Here is a 13,117-nt window from a genome sequence, read left to right on the forward strand (position 1 = left end):
TTGATGTTTTTTAACTCATCCTGTTTTCTCCGGCGGTTATCACTGTTAAATATCATTAAACCGTTATACCGACAGATATAAAAAAGCCCCCGTGATTAAGCGGGGGCTGATTAATTATAGCTTATGGGAAGATTTATTTATCAAGCGCATAGGCAATAACGTAGTCGCCACGGTCTGGCGACTGGCGCGCGCCACCGGCGGAGATCACAATGTATTGTTTGCCGGTGACCGGTGAAATATAGCTCATTGGCGTGCCGCCGCTGCCGACAGGCAAGCGTGCTTTCCAGACTTCTTCACCGGTGGAAGAGTCAAATGCTCGCAGGTAGTAATCCTGAGTGCCGGCAATGAACACCAGGCCGCCCTGAGTCGCCAGCGTGCCGCCCAGCGTTGGCATGCCCACCGGCATAGGTGCGCGCATTTTAATGCCGAATGGCCCGGTATCCTGCACCGTACCGGCAGGGACTTGCCACACCACTTTCTGCGTTTTCAGATCGATAGCGGACAGGGTGCCGAAAGGCGGTTTCTGGCATGGAATGCCCAGCGGTGACATAAAGCGGTTCTTGTTCACGCCGTAAGGGGTACCTTTCAGCGGCACGGCACCCATCCCGGCGTTGACCGACTCACCGCCGTTGCTGGCCGGGGCATTGGCATCGGTTTTCTGCGGGATCATCTGTACCCACAGACCCAGACGCATATCATTGGCAAAGATATAGTGGTTGTTTGGATCGGTCGACAGGCCGCCCCAGTTCATGCCACCCAGCGAGCCGGGGAAGCTGAGCGAGATATCCGTGTCTGGAGCGGTGAACAGCCCGTCATAACGCATCGATTTAAAGCTGATGCGGCACATCAGTTGATCGAACGGCGTTGCCCCCCACATGTCGGATTCGGTGAGTTTTTGATTGCCGATCTGCGGCATGCCGACAGAGAAGGGTTGAGTGGCCGAGTATTGCTCGCCTGGGATGGTGCGGGTTTTCACCGGCAGCTCTTTAACTTCGGTCAAAGGTTTACCGGTATGGCGATCCAGCACGAAGAGCTGCCCGGTTTTGGCACCAATCACCAGCGCCGGCTTGCTGGTGCCATCCTTCATTGGGAAATCGATCAGGCTCGGCTGCATGGGCAGATCGAAGTCCCACAGGTCGTTATGAACGGTTTGATAAACCCATTTTTCTTTACCGGTGGTGGCATCCAGCGCCAGGATAGAGGCGCCGTATTTGTGATCCAGTGCGTTGCGGTTAGCGCCCCACAGGTCAACCGAAGAGCTGCCCATGGGCAGGAACACGGTGTTCATTGCCGGGTCATAGGACATTGGCGCCCAGGAGTTCGGCGTACTGCGCACGAAGGTCTGGCCCGGTTTTAATGCCGAGTTCGGCTCTTGATTACCCGGGTCGAACGCCCAGCGCATTTCACCGGTGATCACGTCGAAACCACGCAGTACGCCGCCCGGCATATCGGTTTGCACGTTATCGGCCACGCGGCCGCCGACCACGATGGTGGTGCCGGCCAGTGTAGGGGCCGAGGTCAGTTGGTATTTGGGATCTGCAGCATCGCCCAGACCGTCCTTAAGATCGACCACACCCTGGTTGCCAAAGTTCTGACAGAACTCGCCGTTATCGGCGTTGATCGCCACCAGGCGCGCGTCGATGGTGTTCATCAGAATACGGCGCTGGCAACTGTCACCGGCCGCCAAAGTAGCAGGTATGGCCGGCGTTGAACCCGGCACCGTCGGAGCCGGTAGTGGCTTGGTGACATCAAAGTAGGCCAGGCCGCGACAACGGTTCCAGACCTGAGATTTTGCGTTGATCTCACGCTGCCAAATTTCTTTACCGCTGTCGGCATCGACGGCGATGACATTGTTATGCGGCGTACACAGGAAGACGCGGTTGCCGATTTGCAGCGGCGTTTGCTGATCTTCCGCACCGTTGCCGTCCGGGCTTAGTGGAGTATCGCCAGTGTGGAAGGTCCAGGCGACTTTCAGCTCTTTCACGTTGTCGCGGGTGATTTGATCCAACGCTACAAAGCGGCTGCCGCCTGGGGTGTTGCCGTAATTGTCCCAGTCTTTTTGCTGTTTGGCTTTATCCACCGGGATCAACGGCAAGGGTTTTCCGCTGAAAGCAACGGTAGGGTGCGGCTGGAACATCTGCACAAAGGTGCCAACCATGCCAACCGCCAGTACCGCGCTGAGCAGGTAGGACAGCTTCGCCAGCGGTGCCTTGCCTTCCGATTTACGCAGCGTTGGCCAGCCAAGCAAGGCCAGTAGCATCAAACCGGTAGGGACCATTAAGCGTGAAACCAGTGGCCAGAAATCGAAACCGGCATCGTACACCGACCAAATCAGCGTGCCGATAAACACCAGCAGGAACAGCATTACCGCGGAGGATTTACGGCGGAAGAATTGCACTGCGGCAAGCAGGGTGACGATACCGGCAACCAGGAAGTAGCTGCTGCCCCCCAGCGAGACTAATTTACCGCCGGCAATGGCAAAGAATAAGCCGACCAGGGTCAGGATTATCCCCAATAAACAACACCATAGTTTAAGTTTTATACCCGGACGGGTATTTGATTCAGGCATGGCTGACAGACTCCAAGATAATGTTTTTCTTCATGTTTACCTCGAGTGATCGCGGTCTTGCTGTTCCCTGGCAGGATAAAGGTGCAGAGCGTAAATCAAACGATGGGATTTCGCTATTGTACCATTTGATTCGTTATGAGGTTAAGGATATGTTGCTTGTTGCGGTAAATATTAGCCCGAATTGCAACAAATGCAGCGGGGAACTCTGTGAGCTACACGGTGGGAGCCTGGTAGCCGAAGTCCATCCCGAGGGTAGGATGCTGTTCAAGCTTCGCCTGCCGATCAAAAAACACGCGTTTATTTAGTTTCTTAAATTTACCGCTGATGGTTTAGGTATATAACTAGGTCGTGAGCAAGTTACAGACTTAATTCTGCTTTATCTGACCGAGGTGGTGATGTGAGGTTGTTGAAAATAGCTTTTATTGTCGGCATGCTTTCCCCCTGTGCGGCTTTTGCCAGTGAGGGGCCAGCTCAGGTTAAGCCGATAAATTGGCAATCCTGTGATAATGGCCAATTTAATCCATGGTTCGACGGACAAGAAATTCCCGAGCGTCTGCAATGCGGTTATCTGGAAGCCCCGTTGTCCTATGCGGGCGATGAAGAGAATGAAACCGTCAAAATAGCGGTCACGCGTTTACCCGCGACCGGCGAAAAACAGGGCAGCCTGCTGTCTATTACCGGTGGCCCGGGAATGGCGGGGATAGTAGTTCCTTTCGAAGCGGACACGTTAAATGAAAATTTCGATATTATTGGCTATGACCCACGCGGTGTAGGGCAGTCCCGGCCCAAAATATCCTGCCCGGCAAAGCCGGATAATGATACCGATGCTGAACCTGATACTCTGACGCTTGAGCAACAAAATGCCGATTGGGTAAAAGGCTGTATTACTAACACCGGACTTAATGTATTAAAACATCTGGGTACCGATGAAGCGGTCAATGATGTGGATAGGCTTCGGGCGGTGCTGGGGGAAGACAAACTGAGTATTATCGGCTTATCCTACGGTACCCAGGTGGCGCAAATATATGCAGAACGCTTCCCGGATAAAGTGCAAGCCATGGTATTGGACGGCGTCGTCGACATCACGGAGGATGCTTACACCAGTGATTACAAACAGGCCCTGTCGTTCCAGAGAACCTTTGAGCAGTTTGCGCTCTATTGTGAGAAAAAAAACCAATGTCAGTTAAATAAAGCCAATTCCACGGAGATCTATCACGGGTTACTTAAAAAGGTGGATGAACTGGCGCTGACTGATAAAAACGGCGGGGAGGTCAACGCGGATAATATCGTTCGCGTTACCACCAGCACCCTGTATTCATCCGAGGATTGGCCTGCGTTGGCAAAACTGTTGCGCTCTATCGATAGCGAAAAATTCGACTTCAAAACGCTGGCATCATTGGATAATACCCTGAGTACGGAGGCGGTCCCCCAGCCAAGAGCCGCCCGCATGCCTGGTAATAACAGGAAATTGGACGATAAAAGCCAGGCAGATCAAGAAGCTGACAATTTAACGGTCATTTCCTGTGCGGACTCCGCCAATCCGGGTGGCGATCTGGAAAAGAGCCGGTTAAAAGAGCAAAAATTGCAGGAGGCTTCGGCATTCAGTAACTATCCCGGCAAGCAAGAATGGCCACGTAATATTTGCGATACCTGGCCCTTTAAAGGAAAGCTACAGCCGCATACGCCGGTAGCCTCATCCAAACTGCCGCCATTATTATTTGTCGCACAGCGTTTTGACCCGGCTACCCCTTATGAGGGGGCCAAAAAGATGGCAAAAGATTTTAATGCTCCGATCATTAAGGTAGAAGGGGACGGACATACCCTCGCACTTACCGGACTGAATCAATGTGTTGATGATGAGGTTATTGATTACTTTATTAACCCTGGGAAAATCAGGGTAAATAAAAGCTGCTAATTTTAATGAGCAACTCATATACAAAAACCAGGTTGTATTTGGTGTTATTGATATTTCTGGCCCGTTAATCGGGCCTTTTCGGTTTATTTAGTTACATAAGGTTAAATGTTTTAATTTGTTACGTTATTATTAGTATTCCGCTATGCAGTGCTTCGGTTGATTGGGCGTCATCGTTTTAATGTACTGCATAGTGGGCACTATTAAATCTGGCTTTATTCTTAAGTAATAAATCAATAATCCCCCCCGGCACCGATGAATAATTTTCAGTACAACTCAATCATTTATCGTCGCGAAACGCTGTTTAACCACGCCTAACACCCACTGTCGCAGCCAACGATGGGCTGGATCGGCTTCTAAACGTGGATGCCACATTTGCGAAACGGTAATGCCCTGTGTTTTTACCGGCAGTTCAAATGCATAAAGTGTGGTGCCGACCGGTTGGTTGATCAGGAAAGAGGCGGGGACCAATGCCACTAAATCAGAGGCCTGAGCTACCGCCAGCGCGGCGGGAAAACTCGGTACCACGGCGGCCACCTTGCGTTCCAGTCCTAATTCGGCCAACGCCTGGTCTACTGGCCCGGTTAATAGCCCACGGCGCGAGGCAACCACATGACCACAGGCGGCATACTGTTGGGCGGTAATTTCGGTCTGCTGCTCAAACGGATGGCCTTTGCGGACTACCGCGACAAATCGGTCACGGAACAGGGTCTGTAATCGAATCTCCGGCCCCATTTCCCCCAGCACGCCAATCTCAAGATCGACCAATCCTTCGCGTAAATGGGTGGAGCTTTTCTCTGGCTTGGGGGCAAAACACAGGCGTACCAAAGGGGCTTCCTTTGCGGCTGCTGCGATCAGCACGGCGCCAAAGGCTTCGACAAAACCCTCGTTGGCGCGCAGGGTAAAGGTGCGTTCCAGAGTAGCTAAATTCAGTTCTGACACCGAGGGGCGCAATACCGCACGGGCTTCAAACACGGCGTTTTGCGTGCGTTCGCGTATTTCTTCGGCATAGGGCGTCAACACCATTTTGCGACCAGCGCGCACCAATAAGGGATCGCCGGTGACCGCTCGCAGGCGGCTAAGCGTGCGGCTCATTGCCGAAGCGCTTAATTTAAGACGGCGGGCAGCACCTGCGACGCTGCCCAGGGAAAGCAGGGCATCGAGAGCAATCAGTAAATTAAGATCGGGATCTGTCATGTCGGGCATCCTGAGCAGGCAATAAGGGAAGGCGTCTGGTGCAAAAAAGCCGATAACCCGTAAAGGTTATCGGCTTTTGGCTGCCGGTCAGGGCAGGTGGATTAGGCGGCAGGCAACTGCTGCGCGGTTTTTTCCACCAGTGCCAGCAGGACTTTGATATCGTCCAGGCTGACCGTTGGGTTTAACAACGTCATTTTCAGGCAGGTTACGCCATTAAATTCGGTCACCCCAACGTTGGCACGTCCTGACTCGAGCAATGCATCACCAATTCGCTGGTTCAGCAGTGCTACTGCGGCATCGCTGCTGGTGGCTAATGACTGCGGACGGTAGCGGAACAGCACGCTGGCCAACTGTGGCTGCATCACCAGTTCCAGCGCCGGTTGGTCGCCGATATAGTGAGCAACCTGTTGCGCCAGCGTCACGCCGTGATCGATGATCGCAGCATATTGCTGTTGCCCTAATGCCTCCAGCCCCATCCACAGTTTTAACGCGTCAAAACGGCGGGTGGTCTGCAAGGATTTGGACACCAGGTTAGGCACGCCCTGAGCTTCGTCGAATTCGGAGTTCAGGTAAGCCGCCTGATAGCGCATCAGCTCATAGTGACGGGCTTCTTTCAGCAAGAAGGCGCCGCAACTGATGGTCTGGAAGAATTGTTTATGGAAGTCCAGGGTAATGGAATCCACTAATTCAATGCCGTCCAGATAGTCACGGTACTTCTCGGAAAGCAGCAACGCGCCACCCCATGCCGCATCAACATGCACCCAGATCTGGTGTTCTGCCGCCAACTGCGCAATCGCACGCAGCGGGTCGATAGCTCCGGCATCGGTGGTGCCTGCGGTGGCAACGATCGCCAGGATCTGTTCGCCATTGGCCTGGGCTTGCGCCAGTTTTTCGGCCAGGTCGTTCACATCCATTCGTGCGAATTGATCGGTTTTCACCAGCGTCACGGATTGATAACCCAGACCGAGCAACGCCATGTTCTTTTGCACCGAGAAATGGGCATTCTCAGAACATAAGACTTTAATCTTGCGCAGGTTACCGACCAGGCCATCCTGTTGCACAGAGTGGCCCTGTTTGGCGAAGAAGGCATCGCGTGCCAGCATCAGGCCCATCAGATTGCTCTGGGTACCGCCGCTGGTGAACACGCCCGCATCGCCAGGCTGATAACCGACCTGGGTACGCAACCACTCGATCAGCTTCATCTCGATGATGGTGGCTGACGGGCTTTGATCCCAGGAGTCCATGCTCTGGTTGGTGGCGTTGATCAGCACTTCCGCGGCCTGGCTAATCACCAGGCTTGGGCAATGCAAATGCGCGACGCACTGTGGGTGATGTACCGACAGGCTGTCTTTTAAAAAGTACTCAATCGCGCGTTCGATCGCCGCCTGGTTGCCCAGGCCCTGCGGATTAAAATCAAGCGTAATGCGTTCACGCAATTCGGCAACGGTTTTCCCCTGATACATCTCGGGTTGTTGCAGCCACTGCACTACCGCCTGGCTGCTTTGCTCGATCGCTTGCTGGTAGGCTTCGGTGCTTTGCGCCGAAGCGGCCAGAATCGGGTTTAACCGGGACATCGAATTCACTCCATACCTACAGGCTTGACGCCGGCGGCTAACAGGGCCTGTTCAAATTTATCCAGGAAAATGCCCAGTTCGTCGTTGGTGATCAACAGCGAAGGCAGCAGACGCAGTACGTTGCCGTTACGGCCGCCACGCTCCAGGATCAACCCGGCTTCGAAACATTTCTTCTGCAGCAGGGCAGACAATTGCGGGTCCGCCGGGTAACAACCCATATGATCCTGGGCTTCACCTGGTTTAACGATTTCCATGCCGATCATCAAGCCCAGGCCGCGCACGTGGCCAATGGCCGGATAACGTTTTTGCAGCTCGGCCAGTTTGGCTTTCAGCCATTCGCCTTGTGCGGCGACCTTAGCGGCCACGTTGTGGTCTTTAAGATGCTGCAGGGTAGTCAGGCCGGTGGCCATCGCCAGTTGGTTACCGCGGAAGGTGCCGGTATGGTGGCCAGGTTCCCAGGCGTCAAATTCTTTCTTGATACCCAGAACGGCCAACGGCAAGCCGCCGCCCACCGCTTTGGACATCACGATGATGTCCGGCTCAATACCGGCATGTTCGAAGGCGAACAGTTTACCCGTACGGGCAAAGCCGGCCTGAACTTCGTCGATAATCAGCAGAATGCCGTGTTCCTGAGTGACCTTGCGAATGCGCTGCAACCATTCGACCGGAGCCGGGTTGACGCCGCCTTCACCCTGAACCGCTTCCAGGATGACTGCCGCAGGTTTGCGCACGCCGCTTTCGACGTCATTAATCAGGTTTTCAAAATAGTAAGTCAGTGCTTTAACGCCGGCTTCGCCGCCGATACCCAGCGGGCAGCGGTACTCATGCGGGTAAGGCATAAACTGGACTTCCGGCATCATGCCGTTAATCGCTTCTTTCGGTGACAGGTTGCCTGTAACCGCCAGTGCGCCATGAGTCATGCCATGATAGCCGCCGGAGAAGCTGATCACGCCAGAACGGCCGGTGTGCTTTTTCGCCAGTTTCAGAGCGGCTTCAACCGCGTCTGCGCCCGAAGGGCCACAGAACTGCAGGCAGTATTCCTGGCCCTGTCCTGGCAATAAAGAGAGCAAATAAGCTGAGAACTGATCTTTCAACGGCGTTGTAAGATCGAGGGTATGTAACGGCAAGCCGCTGGTAATGACATTTTGGATGCTTTGGAGGATGTCAGGATGGTTATGACCCAGAGCCAGCGTACCCGCACCAGCCAGGCAATCAAGATATTGATTATTCTCAACATCGGTGATCCACACGCCTTGGGCTTTCGCAATTGCCAACGGCAATTTACGGGGGTAACTCCTGACATTCGATTCAAATTCGGCTTGTCTCGCCAAATATGTTTCGTTGTTTACATTTTCTAAATTCACACCGAAATTATCAATACGGACTTTATCCGTCATCATATCTCTCCTACAACTGGGGGTATCAGTAACGCCCTAGTTGAATTATTAAAATGAATAAGTAACTACCGTGAAAAAACGCGCCCAATATATGGCTTTTTACCCCCCGGCTCAATAGTTATTTAGTCGCATGAAATTTAATGTTTTTTCTATTAAAAACAATAAATTGCTGGTTTATTGGCCAATAATCCTGCCGTATGGCCGTGACAGGGGAGTTGACAAGGCACGTAATGCTACCGCAATAAAAGTAGGGGTACTGGCCCAATGCATTTATTTTGCTGACAATTTTCTGATTGTCGTCGGATTGACGCCTGGGTGTTTTTTAAGCAACAACTTATTATAAATAAATCGTTGCTTAGAAATTAACCGACTTAAGGCTGGCATACCCAGAAGGAAAGCAGGGTCTATGGTCGTTGAACTTAAATATCGAGGGTTTTATTGACGTTTAGTCGGCATGATTAATTCCTCCCAAGGGTCAGTAAAACCAGCAGAACCGTCTAAGCTGAATGAAATAAGTCATTTACGGTGCGGTGTTAAGCCATTAAAGGTAACGGCTAGCCATGCAGGTTGTGAATCAGCATCGCCCAGAAAGGATAAGCCGGAGCAACCTATGTACGAACCCTGTTTTCCAGAAAATGAAACCGAACGGCTGTCGGTTCTGCATTCACTCAACGTACTGGACACGAATTCGGTAGAGAAATTAGACCGGGTCACGCGCCTGGCCGCCAAATATTTTGGCGTCAGTATTGCCCTGATTTCCTTGATCGATCGTGAGCGCCAATGGTTCCTTTCTCGCTCGGGTTTGGAGGCACGGGAATCGCCACGCAATATTTCGTTTTGCGGACACGCCATTTTGCAACGTGATGCGTTGGTGGTGCCGGATACCGCGGCCGATCCACGTTTCTTCGACAACCCCTTGGTCACCGGTGGGCCAAAAATCGGTTTTTATGCCGGGCAACCCTTGTTGTCACTGGATGGTCTGCCGCTGGGTACTCTGTGCATTATCGACGGTCACCCACAGGCGTTCTCTTCAGAGATGGTGCATGATTTACGCGATTTTGCCGCCGTTATCGAAGAGTATTTACACAGTATTGAGCGTGATATTTATACCGAGGCTCTGAAATCAAACCTGCAACGTAGCGAAGCCTTATTTGAACAGACCTTTTCACAAGCGGCAGTGGGCATGGCCCTGGTCTCATTAGAGGGATATTGGCTACGGGTGAATCCGCGGCTCTGTGAAATGTTGCAGTACTCTGAACGGGCATTGCTGGAACGTACCTTCCAGGACATCACCTATCGCGAAGACCTGCACAACGACCTCGGGCTGCTGCAACAGTTATTGGCCAATGAAATAGACACCTATTCGATGGAAAAGCGCTATATCCGCGCTGATGGCTCAAGGATTTGGGTTCAGCTTACCGTGTCGCTTAATCGTCTGCCCAATGGTGAGCCCCATCATTTTATCTCGGTTATTGTCGATATCAGCGAGCGCAAAGCGGCAGAGGCCGACCTCTACACTCTGCAACATGAGCTCGAAGACAGGGTAGTGACACGTACCCGTGAGTTGAATTTTGCCGTTAATAAACTCAATCACGAGATTGCCAATCGGGCACTCACCGAGCTGCAACTGAGTAGTGAAAAAGAACGCCTGCGGGCCATTACCGATAATATGCCGGCCTTGATCAGTCAGATCGACGCCAATGAGCGTTATCTGTTTGCCAACAGCGCCTACAAAAGCTGGTTCGGTCTGGATGAATCTCACCTCAGCGCGATGACCGTACAGGCATTTATGGGCGACGAGGCTTATGCCGCAGCCAAGCCTATGATCGAGCGGGCGTTAAAGGGGGAAACCGTCAGTTTTGAGAACGAACTGCAAACGCGCCAGGGGACAGCGATCATTCATAACACCCTGGTACCCAGCGAAACCCGGGGCTTTTATATTCTCTCCATGGATATTACCGAGCTTAAACGTTTGCAGCGGCGGTTAGAGTACGACGTTTCTCATGACATACTGACCGGGTTAACCAATCGGCGGGCTTTCTTGCTCCGGTTAGGCGCGACGCTGCAGGCTTGTTGCCCACAACAGCAGATGGCGTTGCTGTTTATCGATCTTGATGGTTTCAAAACGCTTAACGACAGTTTTGGCCATGATTTCGGCGATCTTATCCTGAAAACCTTCGCCGAATTGCTCAGTGTCTGTGCCGGGCCTCAGCACAGCGTTTCGCGCCTCGCCGGCGATGAGTTTACTGTCATCCTCTGGCCTTTGGCGCATCCGCAGCTGCAGGTCAGCGCGTTTTGCGAGAGTGTGTTGGCCAGGTTGGCGGCAACGGAACGGGTCGGTAATCAAAACGTGAGACTCTCTGCCAGTATCGGTGCAGCCATTACTTCTGGCGACGATATGAGCGCCGAAGCCCTGCTGACCAAAGCAGACGATGCCATGTATCAGGCCAAATCCGCCGGCAAAGGGACCTATGCCATCCGTTAATGCGAGCCTGCGCTGGTGGCAGCCCAACCAAGGAGAGCTGGGCTGCCGTTAAAGGCAATCAATGTGCCAAGCCTCGTCAAAGCAATTCAGTGATAATAACCTCGACCACATTGGGCAGGTTCACTGGTTTTACTGAAAAAAGCGAATTAAAGACGTCGGCATTGCCGCCTTTGGTCTCTGCGTATTGATGCCAACGTTGATTTAAAACAGCGTGTTCAAATGAGGTGACGATGCGTACGGTGTGGTTAAGGTAGGTCTGAATAACATAAGAGGTGTCTGAAGAGAAATAAATGCAGCATGCGTGAGTGTAATCCCAGTCATTGTAGTTGAGCAGTATATTAACCAGATCGCCATTCTTATATTTTTTAAGTTCGTCTCCGGTCAGGTTATTGACGTTGATTCTGTACATTTTATCCGTGTCTTTTCCTCCGGCCTTTTCATAAACGGCTCCTGCAAAAGGGACGCAGCCGATTGACCCGTCAGTAGTTTTATCAGAGTTTAAATTAGCGATTCTTATTGCGGAGTGAAGTTCTTCTAACGCCGCATTGATGGCATTAGTCGTCTGTGTTTTATCAATGGACATAATATCACCTGTATAATAAGTTAGGATCGGATATTGCCTGTGGCTCGGACGTGGCGAGTAACATGCGAATGCTGTTTTAAACTGGAATATTAATGGCTAACAAAGATGGCGACTAACTTTAGTTTTATTTATTCGAGCGCGAATTACAACATTAATAAACATAGTCTGAATTGCAATGATACGTCGCTTTTTCTTAAGTGTTTTTTATTGTAATTTTTGGTTATTTAAATAACTCATTGTTATTGGTTGATAAAGATAATATGCGGAGCGGGTTGATTAATATCCTGGGTTATAATATTAACTGAAAGGATTTAATAACCAATGCAGTGTTTTTTACCGGCAGCCTCGGTGGCTGCCGGTAAGGGGACTAGAGGGTCAGCGAGTCATAGTTTTTGCGGCGGTAATTCAGCGCGGACAACGCCCACAGCACCACAAATAATGCGATAGCGGCGTAACCCACGCTGCCCATATGGTCATTGAGGACTTCAACACCGCGCCACAGCCCGCCTTGTAACCCAAGTTTGTCGACCAACAACCCCAAACCTTCCAGGCCACCGATCACCAGTGCAATAGCCACGCTGGTGGCGGTAATGGTCATGTTGTAATACAGCTTGCGGATCGGTTTATTGAAGGCCCAGCCATAAGCGCCGACCATCACAAAATTATCCAGCGAGTCTATCAACGCCATGCCGCTGGCGAACAGCAACGGGAACAGCATAATCGACCAGACCGACAGGCCGGAAGTGGCACCGGCTGCGGAGATGCCCAACAGGCCGACTTCGGTGGCGGTGTCAAAACCCAGGCCAAATAAAAAGCCGACCAGATACATATGCCAGCTTTTATTCACCAGATTAAAAGCGAAGCGATACAGACGTGTCATCACGCCGCCGCTCCCGTTAACCAGCAGGGCCACATCTTGTTCCACCAGTTTTTCCCCGCGTTTCACCTGGCGGAAAATTCGGTAAACGTCTCGGAAAATCAGCCAGTTCAACAGCGCCATGGCCAACAGGAACAGCGAGGAGATCAGCGTGCCCAGTGTCGCGCCGTACTGATGCAGCCAGCCAATACGATCGCCAAATGCCAATGAAGTGGCGGCAATGGCGATGCAGGCCAGGATCACAATGCTGGAGTGGCCCAAAGAGAAGAATGCGCCGACGGAAACCGGGCGCTGGCCTTGCTGCATCAGTTTGCGGGTGACGTTATCAATAGCGGCGATATGATCGGCATCTACCGCATGACGCAGCCCGTAGCCATAAGCCAGCAAAGCGGCAGCGATTAACGCCGGGTAGTGATGGAATGCGGCAAAAGCCGCTCCCCAGGCCAACAGGTTTAGCGCCACCAGCGCCAGTAATAGCCAAAAGGCGCGGGTATGGGTGCGGAAAAACTCGCGGTTTACCATG

General features: G+C 52.1%; 8 protein-coding genes. 2 read left to right on the plus strand and 6 right to left on the minus strand.

Annotation, left to right across the window (positions count from 1 at the left end):
* Window positions 1-133 precede the first annotated feature (133 nt).
* Window positions 134-2,569 (minus strand): glucose/quinate/shikimate family membrane-bound PQQ-dependent dehydrogenase, encoded by a 2,436-nt coding sequence (locus ACNT1W_RS14335; protein ID WP_419245749.1) that lies wholly within the window; start codon window positions 2,567-2,569, stop codon window positions 134-136.
* Between the two features lie 397 nt (window positions 2,570-2,966).
* On the opposite strand from ACNT1W_RS14335, the gene ACNT1W_RS14340 reads away from it, so the two are divergent.
* Window positions 2,967-4,484, plus strand: coding sequence for an alpha/beta hydrolase (locus tag ACNT1W_RS14340; RefSeq protein ID WP_419245750.1), 1,518 nt, complete (start codon window positions 2,967-2,969; stop codon window positions 4,482-4,484).
* A gap of 273 nt (window positions 4,485-4,757) precedes the next feature.
* On the opposite strand, the gene ACNT1W_RS14345 is transcribed toward ACNT1W_RS14340, so the two are convergent.
* The 3 genes from ACNT1W_RS14345 to ACNT1W_RS14355 form a co-directional block, all read right to left on the minus strand.
* Window positions 4,758-5,678 (minus strand): LysR family transcriptional regulator, encoded by a 921-nt coding sequence (locus ACNT1W_RS14345; RefSeq protein WP_115184669.1) that lies wholly within the window; start codon window positions 5,676-5,678, stop codon window positions 4,758-4,760.
* A 101-nt stretch (window positions 5,679-5,779) separates the two neighbouring features.
* A complete protein-coding gene (locus tag ACNT1W_RS14350) occupies window positions 5,780-7,252 on the minus strand; it encodes a pyridoxal phosphate-dependent decarboxylase family protein (RefSeq protein WP_112364129.1) in 1,473 nt (490 codons plus the stop codon).
* A gap of 5 nt (window positions 7,253-7,257) precedes the next feature.
* On the minus strand, window positions 7,258-8,649 hold the full coding sequence (locus ACNT1W_RS14355; RefSeq protein WP_017892840.1) for a diaminobutyrate--2-oxoglutarate transaminase: 1,392 nt from the start codon (window positions 8,647-8,649) through the stop codon (window positions 7,258-7,260).
* A gap of 610 nt (window positions 8,650-9,259) precedes the next feature.
* On the opposite strand from ACNT1W_RS14355, the gene ACNT1W_RS14360 reads away from it, so the two are divergent.
* Window positions 9,260-11,134 carry a diguanylate cyclase domain-containing protein gene (locus tag ACNT1W_RS14360; RefSeq protein WP_419245751.1) on the plus strand — a complete coding sequence of 625 codons (1,875 nt, stop codon included), beginning with the start codon at window positions 9,260-9,262 and terminating at the stop codon, window positions 11,132-11,134.
* Between the two features lie 76 nt (window positions 11,135-11,210).
* On the opposite strand, the gene ACNT1W_RS14365 is transcribed toward ACNT1W_RS14360, so the two are convergent.
* Window positions 11,211-11,717: a hypothetical protein gene (locus ACNT1W_RS14365; RefSeq protein WP_419245752.1), complete on the minus strand. Its 507-nt coding sequence runs from the start codon at window positions 11,715-11,717 to the stop codon at window positions 11,211-11,213.
* A gap of 367 nt (window positions 11,718-12,084) precedes the next feature.
* A complete protein-coding gene (locus ACNT1W_RS14370) occupies window positions 12,085-13,116 on the minus strand; it encodes a HoxN/HupN/NixA family nickel/cobalt transporter (protein ID WP_017892844.1) in 1,032 nt (343 codons plus the stop codon).
* Between the last annotated feature and the right edge of the window lies 1 nt (window position 13,117).

This window comes from Serratia sp. NFX21, assembly GCF_048517035.1.
GTDB classification, from domain to species: Bacteria; Pseudomonadota; Gammaproteobacteria; order Enterobacterales; family Enterobacteriaceae; genus Serratia; species Serratia quinivorans.